This is a genomic window from Methylobacterium sp. CM6246 (assembly GCF_054818005.1).
The window spans coordinates 789,584-809,191 of the sequence record NZ_JBTXKY010000001.1 but is presented as its reverse complement, the minus strand read 5'-3'; the positions used below and the strand labels follow the sequence as shown (position 1 = coordinate 809,191).

Genomic DNA, 19,608 nt, shown 5'->3' with positions numbered 1-19,608 from the left:
CCGGCATGACTAGCCTTCGGGTCAGAGTCCCCGTTCGCGTCCGGTCCCGCATGCGCTCGCTTCGCCGTCCCGCGTCGCCCTACGACACTTACGTCGACAGCGTTCGCCCCTTCTTGGGCAAGCGCCTGACGGAGCTCGGAGGGCTCGTCCTGTTCACCGGCGCGGTCGCGCTCACCGTGGCGCTCGCCACGTGGTCGATCGACGACCCGAGCCTCAACCACGCCACCGACCACCCGGCCCACAACGTGCTCGGCCAGCCGGGCGCCGTCGTGGCCGACCTCGCCATGCAGATCCTCGGTCTGGGTGCCCTCGCGTTCGTGCTGCCGCCCGTGCTCTGGGGCGTCCGGCTGATGCGCGAGCGCGACCTGCCCCAGGGCGGCATGCGCCTGGCGCTCTGGATCATCGGCTTCTGCGCCGCGAGCGCGGTGGCGAGCGCCCTGCCGCCCACCGCGCGCTGGCCCCTGCCCACCGGGCTCGGCGGCGTCGCCGGAGACGGCCTGCTGTCCATGGCCCGGGTGATCGTCGGGGCGGTGTCGTCGGCGGCGGCCCACCTCGTCGGCTTCGTCTACGCCGCGGTGGCGATCCTCAGCCTGACCGGCGCCTGCCGGTTCGGGGCCGCCGAGGAGGAGTCCTTCCACGACGAGCCCTATCCCGCCCGGCATCCGTCCGTGCGGGGTCGCGACGAGCGCGAGGATGCCGACGAGCCGAGCCTCGGCCTCGTGGGCATCGGCGCCCTCGCCCAGGGCCTGATGCGGATGCGCGTCGCCCTGGCGCGGCGGATCGAGGCGTGGCGGACCGGCCGGGTCGAGCCGTTCGACAGCGCCTCCCCGGCGCTCGCGGCGCGGCGCGCCTTCACGGATGCGGACCTGCCCTGGGCCGAGCACCTGCCGGAGGCCGCCCAGCCGGGCCAGGCGCGGCGCGAGCCGGTTTTCGAGGCCCCGTTCGACGGTCAGGATCCGAGCCGGGACGCGTCGGCTCCTGCGGGGGCGACCGCCCGCCGGGCACCGGTCCCGCTGCCCCCGGAAGAGGACGAGCCGGACGCGTACGAGGAGGCCCCGCCGCGGCCGGCCGCCGCCCGTCCGGAGCCGACCGCCTCGCGGGTCGCGGCGCCGGCCGCCGCGCCGGTGCCGGCCCGCCGGGCGCCCGCGCCGCAGGTCCGGCCCGAGGATTACGCCCTGCCGGCCCTCGATCTGCTGGCGGCCCCGCGCGGCCCCTCCCCGGCAAGCCAGGTCTCGGCCGACGCCCTGGAGCAGAACGCGACCCTGCTCGAGGCGACGCTCGGCGATTTCGGCGTGCGCGGCGACATCCTGGCGGTGCGCCCCGGCCCGGTCGTCACGCTCTACGAGCTGGAGCCCGCACCCGGCACCAAGTCCAGCCGCGTGATCGCGCTCGCCGACGACATCGCCCGCTCGATGTCGGCGGTCTCGGCCCGGGTGGCGGTCGTCCCCGGCCGCAACGCCATCGGCATCGAACTGCCGAACGCCAAGCGCGAGACGGTGTTCCTGCGCGAGCTTCTGGCCTCCACGGACTTCGCCGAGAGCAAGCACAAGCTGGCTTTGTGCCTCGGCAAGAACATCGGCGGCGAGCCGATCATCGCCGACCTCGCCCGGATGCCGCACCTGCTGGTGGCCGGCACCACCGGCTCGGGCAAGTCGGTGGCGATCAACACCATGATCCTGTCGCTGCTCTACCGGCTGAAGCCGGAGGAGTGCCGGCTGATCATGGTCGATCCCAAGATGCTGGAGCTGTCGGTCTACGACGGCATCCCGCACCTGCTCTCCCCGGTCGTGACCGACCCCAAGAAGGCGGTGATCGCCCTCAAATGGGCCGTGCGCGAGATGGAGGAGCGCTACAAGAAGATGTCCAAGATCGCGGTCCGCAACATCGACGGCTACAACGCCCGCGTCTCGGAGGCCGCCGCCCGCGGCGAGGTGTTGACCCGGACCGTCCAGACCGGCTTCGACCGGCAGACCGGCGAGGCGATCTACGAGGACGAGGCCATGGACCTCGCCCCCCTCCCCTACATCGTGATCGTGGTCGACGAGATGGCCGACCTGATGATGGTGGCGGGCAAGGACATCGAGGGGGCGATCCAGCGGCTCGCCCAGATGGCGCGCGCGGCCGGCATCCACCTGATCATGGCGACGCAGCGCCCGTCGGTGGACGTGATCACGGGCACGATCAAGGCGAACTTCCCGACCCGGATCTCCTTCCAGGTCACCAGCAAGATCGACAGCCGCACGATCCTGGGCGAGATGGGCGCCGAGCAGCTGCTCGGCCAGGGCGACATGCTGTTCATGGCCGGCGGCGGGCGCACGACCCGGGTGCACGGGCCGTTCTGCTCGGACAGCGAGGTCGAGAGCGTGGTCGCCCACCTCAAGCGCCAGGGCCGCCCGAGCTACCTCGACGCCGTCACGGCCGACGACGAGGACGGCGCCCCCGAGAAGGGGACCAAGGGCAAGGCCGGCGCGGCCGAGCTGGAACTCGACGGCGCCGTGTTCGACCAGGGCTCGTTCGGCGAGACCGGCGGCGACCTCTACGACCAGGCCGTGCAGGTGGTTCTGCGCGACCAGAAGGCCTCGACCAGCTACATCCAGCGCCGGCTCCAGATCGGCTACAACCGCGCCGCCTCCCTGATGGAGCGGATGGAGACCGAGGGCATCGTCGGTCCGGCCAACCACGCCGGCAAGCGCGAGATCCTGTTGGAGGAGGCGGCGGGCTGAGGGTCTCGCGGTTCGGCCGAGCGCGTCGAATCAAGGCTCGAGCGCCGGTCCCGATTGCACCGTGGGGACCGGCTCCGGGCCCGGGACGCGTCCCTGAAAGCGGTGGCGGCCGCCGAGGGCGAGCCCTCGGTACCGTGGCGGCGCATCATGCGGGCGTCGCGGCCGCGACCCTGCAATCGGCCCGGCAAACGGGCGCGGCCTTGGGTGTCGCCATCTTCGGCGCGTTGCTTACGGCACTGGCCAGCTTCGACGGCGCCCTGCCCGTCGCCCTTTGGATCATCGTGGCCGCGTCTCTGACAGCGGCGCTGGGCTGGCGGCTCTCGGCGGGTCGCAGTTCGGATGCGGGCCCCGGTCACGGGAACCCACCATTGGGCAGGGGAAGGGGCTGATCATCGATCGCCTGCGGAGACCGGTGTCTCGAAGGCGTGGCGCCTCACGCCACCGAGAACCGGAACGTGGTGGCCGCCCGAAAGACCTCACCCGGGCGCAGGGTCGCGGACGGGAAGTCCGGCTGGTTCGGGGCGTCCGGAAAGCCCTGCGTCTCGAAGCAGACGCCGTCCCCGGAGCGGTAGATCCGGCCGGAGGGGCCGATCAGCGTGCCGTCCAGGTTGTTGCCGGTGTAGAGCTGCAGGGCCGGCTGCGTGGTCGCCACGTCGAGCCGCCGGCCGCTGCCCGGATCGATGCAGGCGGCGGCCGGGCGCAGGGTCCCGGCGGGGCCGCGCAGCACGAAGGTGTGGTCGTAGCCCTTGGCGTAGGCGAGTTGCGGGTCGCCCTCGCGGATGCGCGCGCCCAACCGGTGCGGTGTCCGGAAATCGAACGGGGTGCCGGCGACCGGCTGGACCGTGCCGGTGGGGACCTGCGTCGCATCCGTGGGCGTGAACGCGTCGGCCTCGATCTGGACGACGTGGTCGAGCACGCTGCCCGTCCCCTCCCCGGCCAGGTTGAAGTAGCTGTGGTTGGTGAGGTTCAGGACCGTGGGCCGGTCGGTCAGGGCCTCGTAGGCGATGTGCAGCAGCCCGTCCTCCGGCAGGCTGTAGCGCACGCGGACGTCGAGGTTGCCGGGGAACCCCTCCTCGCCGTCCGGGGAGCGGCGGGCCAGGGTGAGGCTGGTGGCGTCCGCCGCCTCCGCCTGCCAGAGGCGTGTGCCGAAATTCCGGTCGCCGCCGTGCAGGGTGTTGGGTCCCTCGTTCACCGGCAGCCGATAGGTGCGGCCGTCGAGGTTGAAGCGCCCGCCGGCGATGCGGTTGGCGTAGCGCCCGACCACCGCGCCGAAGCTCGGGCTCACGGTCTCGTAGCCCGCGAGCGTGTCGAGCCCGAGGACGACGTTGGCGCTGCGGCCCACGCGGTCGGGCACCTCGATCGCCGTGATCACCGCGCCGAAATCGATGACGTGGACGCGCAGGCTCCCCCGGGCCAGTCGGTGCCGGGTGACGATTTGACCGTCCGCGGTGCGCCCGAAGATCTCGCCCGCCATGCTGCGATCCCCGCTCAGCGCTTCCAGACGCCGAGCCGCTCGGTGCGCGCGTGGTCCTCGGCGGCGACCAGTTCGGGGCTGGCCTCCGGGGAGGCGCGGCCGCCGCCGTTGAACAGCACCACCTCCGAGAGGTCCCGCCCGTTCACCAGGCAGTTCATCGTGTCGCTGCCCGGCGCCGGCTGGCAGGTCACCGGGCGGCCGCCGATGTAGCGGGTCAGCTCGTCGGCCTGGCCGCCGCGCACCCACTCGACGCCGAACAGGCGCACGACCTTGCCGGCGACCTTCAGGGTCGCGGTGTCGATCACCTGGGCCGGTCCGGTGATGGCGTTGGCCGCGGGCGGCGGCGTATCGGGCTCCGGATCGCCGCCGGTCTCGGGCGGGGGCGTGACCGTATCGGGGGCCGCGGGAGACGCCGCCGACGGCCCAGTGGCTTGAGATCCGGCTTGCGATCCCGCTTGCGGTGCGGCGGTCTGGACACTCGCGGGCGCGTCGCCGGTCTGGGGCGAGGTGGTCGTGGAGCGCGTGGCTTCGGGCTCGCGGCCGGCCAGGACGAGGCCCGCAGCGACCACCGCCACCAGGGCGGCCGCGCTCGCGCCCGCGAGCCAGCGCCGATGCCGGCGGCTGCCCTCGTCGCCGCCGGCGAGACCGAGCCGTTCGCGCAGACGGGGCAGGCTGTCACGCACCGACTCGCCGAGCCGGCCCGGGCCGTCGTTCCACGCCGTGACCGGATCCGCGCCGGACGCCGCGACGTCGGAACGGCGGGTGAGCCGGGCCTGCAGGCCCGTCCGCAGGGTGGCGAAGCGGCCGGCCGCGGTCTGCGCCAGCGCCCGTCCCTGGACGGAGGAGCGCTCGGCGAGCGACCGGGCCCGCTCGGACTGGGTCTCGACGAAGCGCGCGGTCGCGGCCTTCATCTCGTAGGCGCCGGTCAGGATCGGGGAATCCTTCGGATCTTCGGGCTCGGCCTCGGGCTCCGGTGCCACCTCCGGCGGCAGGAACAGGGCCGGATGCCGCGCCTGGAGCTCCGCCACGAAGTCGGCGAGCGTCAGCGGCTCGCCGGTGCCGGGCCGCGTGCGCACGACGCCGTGCCGGTCGAGCACCCGGTAGCCCGCGTCTCCGCGCACGATCGCGGCCTCGGCCATGAGCCCGAGGGTCCGCACCGCCACCGGGCGCGGGCGCGCCCGGGCGATCGCCGCCTGGATCGCCTCGCGGAGGGCGGCGCGCTCCGGATCGTCGAGCGCCGGACGCGCCGGCCTCGATTCCTGTTCCGCCACCACCGTTGAAGACGTCATAAACCCGATCCCGGCATCACCGCGCGCCGCACGGAAGCCGCTTTACGCCTTGCCGGGCGAGGGGGCCAGGGTGCCGGCCTGGACGCTCCGGTGCAGGACCCGTCCGGACTCGCCGACGATCACCGGGCGCGTGCCCGCGAAGCTCACCTCCAGGACCAGCTCGGCCGCCCCGGTGGAGACGGCGCCGCGATCCGGGTTCGCAGTGCGGAAATCCACGATCGTGCGGATCGTGCAGGTCTCAGCGTCGCAGGCAGTGCGGATGGTCCGCGGCTCGTAGCGCCGCTCGGGCCAGCGCTGCACGAAGCTGCGCTTCTCGGCGACCAGCCCCGCCAGGGTGACCGGGTGCCCGTAGAAGCGCACCCGCGACCCGTAGAAATGCGGTGCGGCGCCGACCATCGTGTCGCCCGAGCTGGAGACGGTGGCGAGGTAGTTCGCCGCCAGGGCCCGGGCCACGGCGGCCCGCTGCCCCGAGGCGGCCGAAGCCGGCGCCACGGCCGCCGGCGTGTCGGCGAGCCGGCGCGGATGCGCAGCATGCCGCGGCGAGGCCTGGCGGGCGTGCGGACGCTCCAGGGCGGCCGCCCGCTTCGGGCCCGCGGCCCGGGTCACGGCGTCCTGGGTCGCGGCGCTCCCGGTTGCGGCGCTCTTGGTCGTGGCGCTCTTGGTCGTGGCGCTCTTGGGCAGGCCGTCGTCGGCGGGCTCCGGCTTGGCAGCCTGCCGGACCGGCTCCGTCTCCGGGACGGCCCGCTTCGCCTGGTCGGCCGGATTCGACTTGGCTGCCGCGGACGGCGCGCTGCGGGCCGGCGGATCGACCCAGGAACTCTGGGACCCCGCCCCCTGCTGCTGGGCCGAGGCGCCGCCGACGAGGGCCAGCGGCAGGATCACGCCGAGGGCGAGGGCAGAGCGGGTGGGAATGGTGGCGGGCATCGGTGCCTTCCTGGCGGCCGGAGCGTACGTGGGGAGAACGCGCCCGCATGCCGAAGCGGTTCCACGGTTTCCCCGGGCGCACCCGTGACTCTGACGATGTGCCGGGCCCACACCAGCCCGGGATTGCGTGGATGACGGGGTTGCGCTCGATCTTTTCACCACCAAGTCGGGGACAATCTTGGCTGTCGCGCGTTTCGGGCTGTCATCCCCCCTTTCGCCGCCCTGAGCATCGAGGTTCCTGTGTCCCGACACGAGACCGCGGTGACCTCGCAGATGCATCGGAGCCCGTGATGAGTGCCGACCAACGCCGGGCGCTGCTGATCTGCAACGCGAAGGCGCGCAACGGCGGCCTCGACCTCGACGAGGTGCGGAGCATCCTGCGGGCGGGCGGCATCGAGCCGGTGGAGCCGCCGCCGGACGCCGATTGCCGAGAAGTGATCCGGGCGCACGCCAAGGATGTCGACCTCGTGATCCTGGGCGGCGGCGACGGCACCATGAACATGGCCGCACCCGCCCTGGTGGAGAGCGGGCTGCCCCTCGCTATCCTGCCGCTGGGCACCGCCAACGACCTCGCCCGCTCCCTGGACCTGCCGCTGGATCCGATCGCCGCGGCGCGGTTCATCCCGAATGCCGCGACGCGGCCGGTCGATCTCGGCTGGGTCAACGGCCACTACTACTTCAACGTCGCCAGCATCGGCTTCTCGGCCGAGCTCGCGGGCGAACTCACGGCCGAATCGAAGAAGACCTGGGGTGTGCTCGGCTACGCGGTGGCGGCCATCCGGGTGCTGCGCCGGGTGCGGCCGTTTACGGTGACGATCGAGCACGACGGCACGGTCGAGCGGGTGACGACCATCCAGGTCTCGGTCGGCAACGGGCGCCATTACGGCGGCGGTATGACCGTGGAGGAGGCCGCCACGGTCGATGACGGCAAGCTCGATTTCTACAGCCTGGAAGTCGCCCATTGGTGGCGGCTGATCGCGCTGCTGCCGGCCCTGCGCCGGGGCACCCATGGACGCGCGGCCGACGTGCGCGCCTTCCAGACCCGGGAGATCAAGATCGCGACGCGCAAGCCCCGGCCGGTGAATACTGACGGCGAGCTGACCACGCATACGCCCGCCCACTTCAAGGTCTTCCCGAAGATCCTCCGGGTGTACGCTCCCGATCCGGCGGACAGTGCCGGTCCGTTCGATCTGGCCGCCCTCGGCAGCCGCCTCTTCCCGACCAGCGAGACGCACGACCCGTGACCGACCTGATCCAGCTTGCGAGCCAGCCCGCGATCTGGGTCGCCCTGGCGACCCTCATCGTGATGGAGGTGGTGCTCGGCGTCGACAACCTGATCTTCATCTCGATCCTGACCAACAAGCTGCCGGCCGACCAGCAGACGCGGGCGCGGCGGATCGGCATCGGCCTGGCCTTGATCCTGCGGCTCGGTCTGCTGGGCACGGTCGCGTTCATCGTGCACCTGACCGAGCCGGTCTTCTCGGTGCTCGGACAGGACTTCTCCTGGCGTGACCTGATCCTGATCGGCGGCGGCCTGTTCCTGCTCTGGAAGGCCACCAAGGAAATCCATCACAGCGTCGACCCCGACGACCCGGCCGACACCGGGAAATCCGGCGGCACGATCGGGTTCGGCGCGGCGATCGGCCAGATCCTGCTCCTCGACCTCGTGTTCTCGATCGACTCGATCATCACCGCGGTGGGCATGACCGAGCACGTGCCGGTGATGATGGTGGCCGTGGTCGTGGCGGTGATCGTCATGCTGGTCGCGGCCGAGCCGCTCTCGGCGTTCATCGCCCGCAACCCCACCGTGGTGATGCTGGCTTTGGGCTTCCTGATCATGATCGGCATGACGCTGATCGCGGAAGGCTTTGGGGCGCACGTGCCGAAGGGTTATATCTACACCGCCATGGCGTTCTCGGCCGGCGTCGAAGGCCTCAACATGCTGGCCCGCGGACGCAAGCGGGCGGCCGCCGCCGGCACGGAGCGGAGCCCGCGCTGAGCGGTCCCGTCCCGCCGGCCTCCGGCGCAAGCGGCGACACGGCGCTGGAGACACCCATGCGGATCGCGGCCCTCCTGTGCGCCCTGCTGACCGCCAGCCCCGCCGGCGCGGAGACGGTCCCGATGCCCCCCTCCCCTGCGGCCCGGCACGACCTCGCCCCTACCGGCACCCTCCGGGCGGCGATCAATCTCGGCAATCCGGTGCTCGCCCGGTCCGGGGCGGACGGCCCGGCCGGCGTGTCGGTGGATCTCGCCCGGGCGCTGGCGCAGCGGCTCGGCGTGCCGGTGGCGTTCGTGACGTTTCCCGGCGCGGGGGCCGTCTCGGGCTCGGCCGGGTCCGGGACCTGGGACATCTGCTTCCTGGCGATCGACCCGAAGCGCGCCGAAGGCATCGCCTTCACGGCCCCCTACGTGCTGATCGCCGGCAGCTACCTCGTCCCGGCCGACGCGCCGATCCGGAGCCTACCCGACGTCGACCGCGACGGGATCCGGATCTCGGTGGGGCATGGCAGCGCCTACGACCTGTTCCTGACCCGTACGCTGCGCCACGCGACCCTGGTGCGGGCGCCGACCTCGGCGGAGGCGGTCACGGCCTTCGCCCGGGACGGGCTCGACGTGGCCGCCGGGGTCCACCAGCCGCTCGCCGCCTACGCGGCCGCGCACCCGGAGGTGCGGCTGCTGCCGGGGCACTTCATGGAGATCCCGCAGGCGATGGGTCTGCCGGTGGGCCGGGACGCGGGGGCGGCGTATCTGGCCGACTTCCTCGCCCAGGCGAAGGCGGACGGGATGATCGCACGCAGCCTCGCGGCCGGCGGGCAGGATCCCGGGCTGGCGGCACCCTGATCCAAGCCGAGTGCATCATGCCGCCTCGATCAGCGCGATTCGCAGCGCAGGGTGAGCCGCGCTGGCGATATCGACGCGGGCGTCCAGCGAGAACGTGTCGCGCTTCCCGCGCATCAGGTCGCCACGCGGGCGCGCAAGGCCGGGCCGCGCGGCGACGCTGCAAGCAGCGGGTCGGCCCGTGCCGCCATGTCAGGCGCTTCGATCGGTGTGTTCGCGCGATCCCTGGAGCCCTCCTGCGAGGCCCAGCGATCCTCGATCGCCGGACCTCGCAGGCCGGTGCGCGGGATCGGCAGCCCCGCCCTCGTTACACCACCAGATTGACGATCCGCCCCGGCACGACGATCACCTTGCGCGGCGGCTTGCCCTCCAGGATCTTCTGGACCGTCTCCAGGGCCAGGGTCGCGGCTTCGACAGCCTTGGCGTCGGCGTCGCGCGGCACGGTCACGTCCGCGCGCTTCTTGCCGTTGATCTGGACCGGCAGGGTGATCTCGTCCTCGACCAGGAGCCCCGCCTCGGCCTCCGGCCAGGGGGCCTGGGCGGCGAGGCCGGGGCGGCCGAGCGCGGTCCAGCATTCCTCGGCGAGGTGCGGCATCATCGGGGCGATGAGCTGCACCAGGATGCCCGCCGCCTCCGTCGCCACCGCGCGCGAGACCGGCCCGCGCAGCCCGTCCTCGAGGGCGTTGGCCAGGGTGTAGATGTGGGCGACGCAGCGGTTGAACCGCAGGCGCTCGATATCGTCCTGCACGGCGGCGAGCGCCCGGTGGGCGGCCTTACGCAGGGTGAGGTCGGCGGCGCCATCCCCGCTCGCGGCCAGCGCGGCATGGGTCAGCCGCCAGACCTTCTGGACGAACCGGGCAGCGCCCTGCACGCCCTCCTCGCTCCAGATCACGTCGCGCTCGGGCGGCGAATCGGAGAGGACGAACCAGCGCGCCGTATCGGCCCCGTAGCTCGCGATGATGTCGTCCGGATCGACCACGTTCTTCTTGGACTTCGACATCTTCTCGATCGAACCGATCGCGATCGGCGCCTGAGTTTTCACGTGAAACGCGCGGCGCTCGCCCTCCTCGGTGGAGAAGCGGATCTCGGCCGGCGGCACCCAGGCGCCGGCCGCGTCCTTGTAGGTCTCGTGGACGACCATGCCCTGGGTGAACAACCCGGCAAACGGCTCGGAGACGCCGGCCCAGCCGGTCTCGCGCATCGCCCGCATGAAGAACCGGGCGTAGAGCAGGTGCAGGATCGCGTGCTCGATACCGCCGATATACTGGTCCACCGCCAGCCAGCGATCGACCGTGGCGCGGTCGGTGGGGGCGTCGGTGAGCCAGGGCGCGGTGAAGCGCGCGTAGTACCAGGACGAATCGACGAACGTGTCCATCGTGTCGGTCTCGCGCCGGGCCGGTGCGCCGCATTGCGGGCACGGTACCGTCCGCCAGGCCTGGTCGCGCTCCAGCGGGTTGCCGGGCTGGTCGAACGAGACCTCCTCGGGCAGCTTCACCGGCAGGTCGGAGACCGGCACCGGCACCGGGCCGCAGGACTCGCAGTGGATGATCGGGATCGGGCAGCCCCAGTAGCGCTGGCGCGAGACGCCCCAGTCGCGCAGGCGGAACTGGACCTTGCGCTTGGCCACGCCCTCCCGCTCCAGCCGGCGCGCCACCGCCTCGAAGGCCTCCCCGGTGGTCATGCCGTCGAGGAAGCGCGAATGGATCATCCGCCCGTCCTCGACATAGGCGGTGGTGGTGATCAGGAACGCCTCCGGGTCCTGCCCCTCGGGGCAGACCACCGGGACGTTGCCGAGCCCGTACTTGTTGGAAAAGTCGAGGTCGCGCTGGTCGTGCGCCGGGCAGCCGAACACCGCTCCGGTGCCGTAGTCCATCAGCACGAAGTTCGCGACGTAGACCGGCAGCGTCCAGGCCGGGTCGAGGGGGTGTCGGACGGTCAGGCCGGTGTCGAAGCCGAGTTTTTCAGCGGTGTCGATCGCCGCCTGGGCGGTGCCGGTGCGCCGGCATTCTTCGATGAAGGCCTGGAGATCCGGGTTGTTCGCGGCAACTGCTGCCGCCAGGGGATGGTCGGCCGCGATCGCCAGGAACCGGGCGCCGAACAGGGTGTCGGGCCGGGTGGTGTAGACCGTCACCGACTCGGCAGCACCGGCCGGAGGCTGGGTAAGGGCGAACCGGACTTCCAGTCCCTCGGAGCGGCCAATCCAGTTCTTCTGCATCAGCCGGACTTTTTCCGGCCAGCGGTCCAGCCCGTCGAGGGCTGTGAGCAGATCCTCGGCGAAGTCGGTGATCTTGAAGAACCACTGGGTCAGCTCGCGCTGCTCGACCAGGGCGCCGGAGCGCCAGCCGCGCCCGTCGATCACCTGCTCGTTGGCCAGCACGGTGTGGTCCACCGGGTCCCAGTTCACCTTGGCGGTGCGCCGGGTCACCAGGCCCTTGTCCAGGAAGTCGAGGAACATCCGCTGCTGGTGCTTGTAGTAATCGGGGTCGCAGGTGGCGATCTCCCGGCTCCAGTCGAGCGACAGGCCCATGGCCTTCAGCTGGTCGCGCATCGACGCGATGTTGGCGTAGGTCCAGTCCCGCGGGTTGACCTTGCGCTCCATGGCGGCGTTCTCGGCCGGCAGGCCGAACGCGTCCCAGCCCATCGGGTGGAGCACGTTGAAGCCCCGGGCGCGCTTGTACCGGGCGACCACGTCGCCCATCGCGTAGTTGCGCACGTGGCCCATGTGGATGCGCCCCGACGGGTACGGGAACATCTCCAGCACGTAGTATTTCGGGCGCCCGTCAGAATTGTCGGTCTCGAACAGGCGTTGCTCGGCCCAGGCGGCCTGCCAGCGCGGCTCGGCATCCTTGGCGTTGTAGCGCTCGACGGGCTGGGGGGCGGTGCTGGTCATGGGTCCGGCTGGGTCAGAGGCTCGGCGGCTGATCGGGGAGAGCCGCGGCACGGTTGCGGCCCAGTAGCATATCTGCGCCGGAGCCGGTCAACGGATGCAGGGATCCGGGCTTGCGCGAGGCGCGCAACGGCATAGGTCGGCGGGGCAAGGGACCGATGTCCCATCAGGATAGGCACGCGATGGACGACGCGATCACCGGGCAGACCGCTCCCGCCACCGACGGGATGGGGCAGCCGACCGCCAAACCCCCGGTCGGCGAGGCCGACGTCGCCGCCGGCCTCGCCGAGGTGCGAGCCGCCGTCGCGCAGGCGGCCGAGGATTCGGAGCGCGACCCCGCGGAGGTCCAGCTCGTGGCCATCTCCAAGACCGTGCCGGCGGAGGGCATCGTTCCGGCCCTGGAGGCGGGGCACCGGGTGTTCGGAGAGAACTACGTCCAGGAATCCGCCGCGAAATGGCCGGACCTGCGGGCCCGCTACCCGGATGTCGAGCTGCACCTCGTGGGCCCGCTGCAATCCAACAAGGCCCGCGAGGCGGTGGCCCTGTTCGACGTGATCCACGCCCTCGACCGGCTGTCGCTCGCGGCGGCGCTCGCCAAGGAAATCAACCGCGCGGGTCGGACCCCGAAGCTGCTGATCCAGGTCAACACCGGCGCGGAACCGCAGAAGGCCGGGGTCCTCCCGGATCAGCTCGCCACGCTGCTGGCCGAGTGCCGCGACACCCACGGGCTCGCGATCCAGGGCCTGATGTGCATCCCGCCCGCGGAGGACCCGCCCTCGGCCCATTTCGCCCTGCTCGCCCGCCTGGCGCGGGAGCACAACCTGCCGATCCTCTCGATGGGCATGAGCGCGGATTTTCCGGCGGCGATCCAGCAAGGCGCCACCCATGTCCGCGTCGGGACCGCCATCTTCGGGGCCAGGCCCCGGAAGGCGTGAGCCTCACCCGATCCGAAGATGCGTGCGTGGGCCGAGGCGCCCGAGCAGGCGCAGCAGGTCCGACCGGGCCAGGGCGACGCAGCCCTCGGTGGGTCGGTAGCCGTCCCGGGCGATGTGCAGGAAGATCGCGGAGCCCCGTCCCTTCCGGATCGGCGCGCGGTTGTAGTCGAGGTCGATCACCACGTCGTAGAGCCCGTCGTCGCGCCACATCGATTCGGCACTGATGCCCGGGGCCGGCAGGCGGATCGGCCGGTTGTAGCGGCGGTCCCGGCGGTCGTCGCACCAGCCGTCGCCCGGCCGGGTCGCCCGCAGGGGCAGCGCCGAGCGCGGGCGCAGGCCGAGATGGTCCGGGCGGTACGCGCCGCCCCGCAGGCGGAAGCGACCGCGCGGCGAGCCGCCGTCGCCCTCGCGCTTGTCGGAGACGATGCCGCCCGCCCCGAGGGCGCAGGGGATCACCGCCTTGCCGACCAGGAGCTGGCCCCGGCAGCGGTCGCCGACCAGTGCGCGGACCCGGATCTCGCTCACGGTCATGCGGACCGGTCCGGGCCGCTCGCGCCGATGTCCCCGCACAACACCCCTCCCCTGCCGGTCGCACGCGCCCCGGTCCGGCCCGCGGTGATGCGGCGCCAGGGGCGGATCGGCAGGGGTTATGCCCGGTATCCAATACCGAAACCGTGAAAAATTGCGCACAAGGCAATTTCCGGCCACAAACGAAGCTCTATCCTTGCGGTGGAACCTAGGCCGTCGAAGCCGGGATTCGGGAGCGAATCAGCCCACCGCCCTGCGACGGGGGGACCGAGCGCCCTTGGATTCCAGCGCGCCGGCCCCGCTTTCCTGGAGCCGGCCGTGTTGTCACGCGACGGGCGGCGTGCTCCAGATCCTTGTCATCGCGCACTGTCTCCGAACACCGGGTCTCCCGGTCCCGCAGCGTGCTCCAGGGCCCCGGACGATGTCGAATGTCTATCGCCTGCTGATCTGTGACGACGACGCCATCCTGCGCGACACGCTCACCGAGCAGCTCGACCTCTGCGAAGAATTCACCGTGGTCACCGAGGCGAACGCCGCGGACGCGGTCCGGCGGGTCGGGGCCGAGCGCATCGATCTCGCCGTGATGGATGTCGGCCTGCCCGACCTCGACGGACGCGAGGCCGTGCGCCGGATGCGGGCCGGCGGCTTCCGCGGCCCGGTGATCATGCTGACCGCGCAGGACTCGGAGGCGGACCACGTCGAGGGGCTTGAGGCGGGCGCCAACGACTACGTCACCAAGCCGTTCAAGTTCGGCATCCTGCTCGCCCGGATCCGCGCGCATCTGCGCAGCCACGAGGCGTCCGAGGACGCGGTGTTCCAGATCGGCCCGTACACGTTCCGGCCCGGCGCCAAGCTGCTGGTCGGCGAGCGCGGCTCGAAGCTGAAGCTCACCGAGAAGGAGACCGCGATCCTGCGCTTCCTGTACCGGGCCGGCCGGGCCGTGGTGAACCGCGACACGCTGCTCGCCGAGGTCTGGGGCTACAACGCCCACGTCACCACGCACACGCTGGAGACGCATATCTACCGGCTGCGCCAGAAGATCGAGCCGAACCCCGCCACCGCGGCGATCCTCGTCACCGAGGGCGGCGGCTACAAGCTGCTGCCCTGATCGAATCGCGCCCGTCGCAGGGCGCACGCGGAGCCGGGTGCGATTGCAACGCGGTTGGGAACGGCTTTAGGGATTTGCGTGTACGCGAGGCGCAGGCTCGTTTGCACGCAGGCGGTGAGGCGGTTCCTTGGGGCTCGACGACGACATCGCGATCCTCGCCGACGCGCCGCTGTTCGGCTTCCTCGACCGGGACGCGCTGCGCCTGCTGACCTTCGCGGCCGAGCGGCGCGAGCTGGCGGACGGCGACCTGCTGTTCGCCCGCGGCGACCCGGCCGATGGCGGCTTCGTGGTGATGTCGGGCACGATCCGGCTCGCGCCCCGGGTGCCGGATGCCGAGCCGGTCCGTGCCGGGCGCTCGGCGCTGATCGGGCAGCTCGCCCTGTTCGTGCGCGGCACCCGGCCGACCGAAGCCCGGGCCGAGGGCGCCGCCGAGGTGATGCGCATCACCCCGACGCTGATGCGGCGCGTGCTGGAGGAATTCCCCGCGGCCGCGCAATCCGTCTACGACACCCTGGCGATCGACCTCGTGGACCTCGTGACCGATCTCGACCGGGTGCGGGTGCTGCTCGAGGATTGATCCGGGCGGATTGCGCCGGCTCCCCGGGTGACAGCCCCGGTGCCCGCGAGTAAGCACGGGCTCCCGCCATCGAGAGCATCGTGCGCCCATGTCCACCTCCGACCTCGCCAAGACCATCGAGACGGCCTGGGAAGAGCGCGCCGGCATCTCGACCTCGACCCAGGGCGCCGTCCGCGAGGCCGTCGAGGAGGCGTTGAACCTGCTCGATTCCGGCAAGGCCCGGGTCGCCGAGAAGAGCGGCAACCAGGATTGGGTCGTCAATCAGTGGCTGAAGAAGGCGGTGCTGCTGTCCTTCCGGCTCAACGACATGGCGACGATCGATGGCGGCCCCGGCGGCGCGCCGTGGTGGGACAAGGTCGCGTCCAAGTTCGCGGGCTGGGGCGAGGCGGAGTTCCGCGCCGCGGGCTTGCGTGCCGTGCCGGGCTGCTTCGTGCGCCGCGGCTCCTACATCGCGCCGGGCGCCGTGCTGATGCCGAGCTTCGTCAACCTGGGCGCCTATGTCGGCGAAGGCACCATGGTCGACACCTGGGTGACGATCGGCTCCTGCGCGCAGGTGGGGAAGAACTGCCACATCTCCGGCGGCGCCGGCATCGCCGGCGTGCTCGAGCCGCTCCAGGCCAACCCGGTGATCATCGAGGACGATTGCTTCATCGGCGCCCGCGCCGAGGTGGCCGAGGGCGTCATCGTCGGCCAGGGCAGCGTGCTGTCCATGGGCGTCTATATCGGCGCCTCGACCAAGATCGTCGACCGCAGCACCGGCGAGGTCATGTACGGCCGCGTGCCGCCCTACTCCGTGGTGGTCTCGGGCACGATGCCCGGAAAGGCTCTGCCGGACGGCACCCCGGGCCCGGGCCTGTACTGCGCGGTGATCGTCAAGCGCGTCGATGCCGGCACCCGCTCCAAGACCGCGATCAACGAGCTGCTGCGCACCTGATTCTTTTGGGACTTGAGGGCGGCCCTGTGGAGACGACGCGGACCCTGGACCTGATCGTGGCGGGCCGGCCGGTGCCGACCCCGTGCGCCGTGATCGGTGCGGGGCCCGACGCGCTGCTGCTGCCGGCCCTGTCCACGATCTCGGACCGGTCCGAGATGCACGCCCTCGCCCACGCCATCGGCTCCGAGTACCGCTGCCTGGTGCCGGACTGGCCGGGCTTCGGCGCCCGGCCGCGCACCCGGCTGCCGCTCGGTCCCGACACCCTGCACGCCTTCCTGGACGCGCTGCTCGCCGCCGCGCCCGGCCCCTACGCGGTCGGGATCGCGGCGGGCCACGCCGCAGGCTATCTCGTCGCCGCGGCGCGCAGGCACCCGGCAGCGTTCGCGCGCCTGGTTCTGGTGGCGCCGACCTGGCGCGGGCCGCTGCCCACCGCGATGCCGAGCCGGGCGCACTGGTTCCCGCGGATCCGCCGGGCCGTCGAGGCGCCGATCCTCGGCGAGGCGCTCTACCGGCTCAACATCAGCCCGCCGATCATCGGCCGGATGATGCGCGCCCACGTCTACGCGGACGCGGCTCACGTCACACCGGCTCTGATTCGCGCCAAGCACGCCATCACCCGGCAGCGCAACGGCCGCTTCGGCACCGCCGCCTTCGTCACCGGCGGCCTCGACCCGGTGGGCGACCGCGCGGCCTTCCTGGACCTGTTCGGGGACGGCCTGCCGCCGACCCTGGTGCTGCGGCCGGAGAACGCTCCGCGCCGCTCCGGCGCCGAGATGGACGCGCTGATCGCCCACGGCCGGGTCGCCAGCACCGCGATCCCCGGCGCGCTCAGCCCGCACGAGGAGTTTCCGGCCGCGGTCGCAACCGCGATCCGAGCGAATTAGCCGGCAAATTTACGGATTCAAAAAGGTCCGGGACCTTTTGCGGGTCCAGGGCTGAGCCCTGGCATCATCAGGGCTCAGCCCCGATCACCGGGCTCAGCCCTTTGGAAACCCATGTTCCGGTGGCATCGTGATGACACCGCGATGGTACGGGAAGCGGGCGCGCTGGAGCGGATCTGGGCCGGTGAAGATCAGCCGCGTCCGGAACGAGACCGGGCTGACGCAGATCAGGTAGCCCCGCAGGGCCTTGTCGCCAGGGACGAACAGGGCCGTCGCCAGATACCGCTCCTCGGCCCGGACCCAACCGGGGATGGGCAGGCCCCAGCGCCGGGCCAGATGCTCACCGGCCCCACCCAGGAACGCGTCCGCCTCCGGCCGCCCCAGCAGGCCGGGCTCGTCGGCCACGAAGGCGGCCTGCCGGGCAACGTCGCCATCGGCCGCGTAGAAGGCGTCGAGGAAGTCGCGCAGGTGATGCTCCCAGTCGCCGTCGCCGCGCGCGCGCTCGACCACGGCGGCCAGGGAACGCGGCCTCATGGCGTCCCCGCGAAGACGGCCGAGAATCGACTGCGGGCCTCCGGTGATGGGTCTTCGCCGTAGATCGCGCGGTACAGCTGTTCCAGGGCTTCCACATCACGCAGGCCCAAGTGAGCGGCCAGGGCACGGGCGTCGTTCAGGTCACGGTCGCCGCGATCCAGGCTCTGCAGGGCATGGAGTTTCATCGCCAGGAGGTAGGTGGGTTTGGCCACAACCGTCCGAAGTCCCGGCGTCCCATCAGCCGGGAACGTGCCGGACAGGGCGAACAGCGTCTCATCCTCGTCGAGCGGGGTGAATATGCCGACGGCGTCGTTGAGCCAATCCGACTCCAGTCCCATCCGCGCGGCGACCCGGGCCACCGAGGGTGCCAGGGCTGCCTCGTCGTAGCCGGGTCGCACGACCGCATCGACATCCTCGGTGCCGCGCCGCCAGGCGAATTGCAGCATCAACGCGCCGCCACCGTAGACGGCGATCTCGACGAACCGTCCGTACTCGGCGAGGTCGGCACCGAGTGCCTCGAAAGCCTCGAGGAGGCGGGCGCGGTCGAGCGGCTGAGCCATGAGGTCGGAAAGCCGGAGCGGGGATGGTGCAGCGTTCGCGTGAACGCGGCTTCGGGTCAACCGCCCCGCCCGCTCGACGAACCACCGGGTTCGCCCCTGGACAGAATGAGAGCCCTGTGTGCGGACTGAACCGTCCCGCCAAGTCGTTCGTTTGCAAGTCGGTCGTTTGTCTGCGGGACCGGCCCGCCTCCGCTCCCGCCCCTTCGCCGACACCGCCAAGGATCCGATGCGCCGCACCCTGACCTTGCCGATCCTCGCTCTGCTGGCGGCCGCGACCCCGGTGCGCGCCGAGGATATGCCCCAGCCAGCCCCGGCGAACCCGCCGGCGGCGCCGTCGCTCGGGGCCGACACGCTCAAGCCGGGCAAGCCGGCGATCAAGCCCTACCTGGCCGAGACCGCGGGTCCCGATGCCGTCCAGATCCTGCCGGCGCCGCCGGCCCACGACGCGCCGCTCGACAAGGCCGACCGGGCGGCCTTCAACAGCACCCGCGCGCTGAAGGGCAGTGCCCGCTGGGAGATCGCCGCGAACGACGTGTCGGAGGGGGCCTCCGCGGTCCTCGAGAACTTCGCCTGCGTGCTCGGCATCCGCATCGACCAGACCCGGGTGCCGGCGGTGATGAACCTCCTCGAGCGCACGCGCCTCGACCTCGCCCGGGCGACCCGCGGCCCGAAGGTCCATTACCGGCGGCTGCGGCCCTTCGTGGGCAACGAGGCGCCGATCTGCGTCCAGCGGACCCAGGCGCTCACCGACAGCTTCAGCTACCCGTCCGGCCATGCCACGCAGGGCTGGGCCTACGCGCTGATCCTGGCCTCCCTGGTGCCCGAGAAGGCGACCGCGATCCTGGCGCGTGGCCGGGCCTACGGCGAGAGCCGGGTCGTGTGCGGGGTGCACTGGCTGAGCGACGTGGCGGCCGGGCGGATCACCGGCTCCTCGGTCCTCGCCACGCTGATGGGCGATCCGGGCTTCCGGGGCGACCTGGAGAAGGCGCGGGCCGAGCTCCGGGGCGCCCTGTCCGGCGGCGGCGCGGCCCCCGACCAGGCCATCTGCACCCGCGAGGCCGACGCCCTCCGGGAGCCACCGCTGGAGTTCTGAGCCTCGAACGAGTCCAGATGCGAACACCTCCAAGTGTCCGACTGACGACACGCTTTCGGGCTGATCGATCGCCCGCGACGGGATGATCTTGGGGTCGAAGCGCCGATGCGTGGCGCATCCCGGGATCCATCGTGCCGCCGCGTTCCGCCCGCCTCGGGCTTCTGCTTACCGCCACCGCCCTGACGAACGCCGCCGTCGCGCGGGGCACGGACGTCAAGGGCGCAGACGTGCAGCTCAACGAGATCTCGGTCGAGGCCGCCCGCCCGACCTCGGTTCTCCCGGCCGGGGCCGGCTTCGGCGGCGCCAACGTGAGCGGCGGCAAC

General features: G+C 72.1%; 17 protein-coding genes. 10 read left to right on the top strand and 7 right to left on the bottom strand.

Going from position 1 to position 19,608, the window contains the following annotated elements; all coding sequences use genetic code 11:
• Nucleotides 1–50 precede the first annotated feature (50 nt).
• Nucleotides 51–2,723, top strand: a complete 2,673-nt coding sequence (locus ACYQPG_RS04005; protein ID WP_419828739.1) for a DNA translocase FtsK — start codon at nucleotides 51–53, stop codon at nucleotides 2,721–2,723.
• A 433-nt stretch (nucleotides 2,724–3,156) separates the two neighbouring features.
• Here the strand turns inward: ACYQPG_RS04005 and ACYQPG_RS04000 are convergent, their stop codons facing one another.
• The 3 genes from ACYQPG_RS04000 to ACYQPG_RS03990 are packed head-to-tail and all read right to left on the bottom strand — an operon-like array spanning nucleotide 3,157 to nucleotide 6,410.
• Nucleotides 3,157–4,197: an aldose epimerase family protein gene (locus ACYQPG_RS04000; RefSeq protein ID WP_147941678.1), complete on the bottom strand. Its 1,041-nt coding sequence runs from the start codon at nucleotides 4,195–4,197 to the stop codon at nucleotides 3,157–3,159.
• Between the two features lie 14 nt (nucleotides 4,198–4,211).
• Nucleotides 4,212–5,486, bottom strand: a complete 1,275-nt coding sequence (locus tag ACYQPG_RS03995; RefSeq protein WP_461230304.1) for a thermonuclease family protein — start codon at nucleotides 5,484–5,486, stop codon at nucleotides 4,212–4,214.
• 42 nt (nucleotides 5,487–5,528) lie between these two features.
• A complete protein-coding gene (locus ACYQPG_RS03990; RefSeq protein WP_461230303.1) occupies nucleotides 5,529–6,410 on the bottom strand; it encodes a hypothetical protein in 882 nt (293 codons plus the stop codon).
• A 290-nt stretch (nucleotides 6,411–6,700) separates the two neighbouring features.
• On the opposite strand from ACYQPG_RS03990, the gene ACYQPG_RS03985 reads away from it, so the two are divergent.
• Genes ACYQPG_RS03985 through ACYQPG_RS03975 form a run of 3 tightly spaced genes read left to right on the top strand, consistent with a single transcriptional unit; the run spans nucleotide 6,701 to nucleotide 9,251 of the window.
• The gene (locus ACYQPG_RS03985; RefSeq protein WP_147910974.1) at nucleotides 6,701–7,654 is read left to right on the top strand and encodes a lipid kinase; all 954 of its coding nucleotides are present in this window, start codon (nucleotides 6,701–6,703) and stop codon (nucleotides 7,652–7,654) included.
• Nucleotides 7,651–8,409 carry a TerC family protein gene (locus tag ACYQPG_RS03980; protein ID WP_147910973.1) on the top strand — a complete coding sequence of 253 codons (759 nt, stop codon included), beginning with the start codon at nucleotides 7,651–7,653 and terminating at the stop codon, nucleotides 8,407–8,409. The genes ACYQPG_RS03985 and ACYQPG_RS03980 overlap by 4 nt, the downstream gene beginning before the upstream one ends.
• A gap of 56 nt (nucleotides 8,410–8,465) precedes the next feature.
• Nucleotides 8,466–9,251, top strand: coding sequence for an ABC transporter substrate-binding protein (locus tag ACYQPG_RS03975; protein WP_461230302.1), 786 nt, complete (start codon nucleotides 8,466–8,468; stop codon nucleotides 9,249–9,251).
• A gap of 304 nt (nucleotides 9,252–9,555) precedes the next feature.
• Here the strand turns inward: ACYQPG_RS03975 and leuS are convergent, their stop codons facing one another.
• Nucleotides 9,556–12,138 (bottom strand): leucine--tRNA ligase, encoded by a 2,583-nt coding sequence (gene leuS / locus ACYQPG_RS03970; protein ID WP_461230301.1) that lies wholly within the window; start codon nucleotides 12,136–12,138, stop codon nucleotides 9,556–9,558.
• Nucleotides 12,139–12,317: 179 nt separating this feature from the next.
• Between leuS and ACYQPG_RS03965 the strand changes: the two genes are divergently transcribed.
• On the top strand, nucleotides 12,318–13,070 hold the full coding sequence (locus ACYQPG_RS03965) for a YggS family pyridoxal phosphate-dependent enzyme (RefSeq protein WP_461230300.1): 753 nt from the start codon (nucleotides 12,318–12,320) through the stop codon (nucleotides 13,068–13,070).
• 3 nt (nucleotides 13,071–13,073) lie between these two features.
• Here the strand turns inward: ACYQPG_RS03965 and ACYQPG_RS03960 are convergent, their stop codons facing one another.
• A complete protein-coding gene (locus tag ACYQPG_RS03960) occupies nucleotides 13,074–13,601 on the bottom strand; it encodes a L,D-transpeptidase family protein (RefSeq protein WP_461230299.1) in 528 nt (175 codons plus the stop codon).
• Between the two features lie 418 nt (nucleotides 13,602–14,019).
• Between ACYQPG_RS03960 and ACYQPG_RS03955 the strand changes: the two genes are divergently transcribed.
• The 4 genes from ACYQPG_RS03955 (at nucleotide 14,020) to ACYQPG_RS03940 (ending at nucleotide 17,101) form a co-directional block, all read left to right on the top strand.
• Nucleotides 14,020–14,706, top strand: coding sequence for a response regulator transcription factor (locus ACYQPG_RS03955; RefSeq protein WP_007563457.1), 687 nt, complete (start codon nucleotides 14,020–14,022; stop codon nucleotides 14,704–14,706).
• 127 nt (nucleotides 14,707–14,833) lie between these two features.
• Complete coding sequence (locus tag ACYQPG_RS03950; protein ID WP_147910363.1) at nucleotides 14,834–15,283, top strand: cyclic nucleotide-binding domain-containing protein; 450 nt, start codon at nucleotides 14,834–14,836, stop codon at nucleotides 15,281–15,283.
• A gap of 88 nt (nucleotides 15,284–15,371) precedes the next feature.
• Nucleotides 15,372–16,217, top strand: coding sequence for a 2,3,4,5-tetrahydropyridine-2,6-dicarboxylate N-succinyltransferase (gene dapD, locus ACYQPG_RS03945; RefSeq protein ID WP_147910364.1), 846 nt, complete (start codon nucleotides 15,372–15,374; stop codon nucleotides 16,215–16,217).
• A 26-nt stretch (nucleotides 16,218–16,243) separates the two neighbouring features.
• Nucleotides 16,244–17,101 carry an alpha/beta fold hydrolase gene (locus ACYQPG_RS03940; RefSeq protein ID WP_147910365.1) on the top strand — a complete coding sequence of 286 codons (858 nt, stop codon included), beginning with the start codon at nucleotides 16,244–16,246 and terminating at the stop codon, nucleotides 17,099–17,101.
• A gap of 93 nt (nucleotides 17,102–17,194) precedes the next feature.
• Here the strand turns inward: ACYQPG_RS03940 and ACYQPG_RS03935 are convergent, their stop codons facing one another.
• Together ACYQPG_RS03935 and ACYQPG_RS03930 are read right to left on the bottom strand one after the other, a co-directional pair.
• On the bottom strand, nucleotides 17,195–17,632 hold the full coding sequence (locus ACYQPG_RS03935; protein WP_147940905.1) for a hypothetical protein: 438 nt from the start codon (nucleotides 17,630–17,632) through the stop codon (nucleotides 17,195–17,197).
• On the bottom strand, nucleotides 17,629–18,192 hold the full coding sequence (locus ACYQPG_RS03930) for a hypothetical protein (protein WP_461230298.1): 564 nt from the start codon (nucleotides 18,190–18,192) through the stop codon (nucleotides 17,629–17,631). Before ACYQPG_RS03930 ends, ACYQPG_RS03935 begins: the two co-directional genes overlap by 4 nt.
• A gap of 226 nt (nucleotides 18,193–18,418) precedes the next feature.
• On the opposite strand from ACYQPG_RS03930, the gene ACYQPG_RS03925 reads away from it, so the two are divergent.
• Nucleotides 18,419–19,285 carry an acid phosphatase gene (locus ACYQPG_RS03925; protein WP_461230297.1) on the top strand — a complete coding sequence of 289 codons (867 nt, stop codon included), beginning with the start codon at nucleotides 18,419–18,421 and terminating at the stop codon, nucleotides 19,283–19,285.
• The last annotated feature ends 323 nt before the right edge of the window (nucleotides 19,286–19,608 follow it).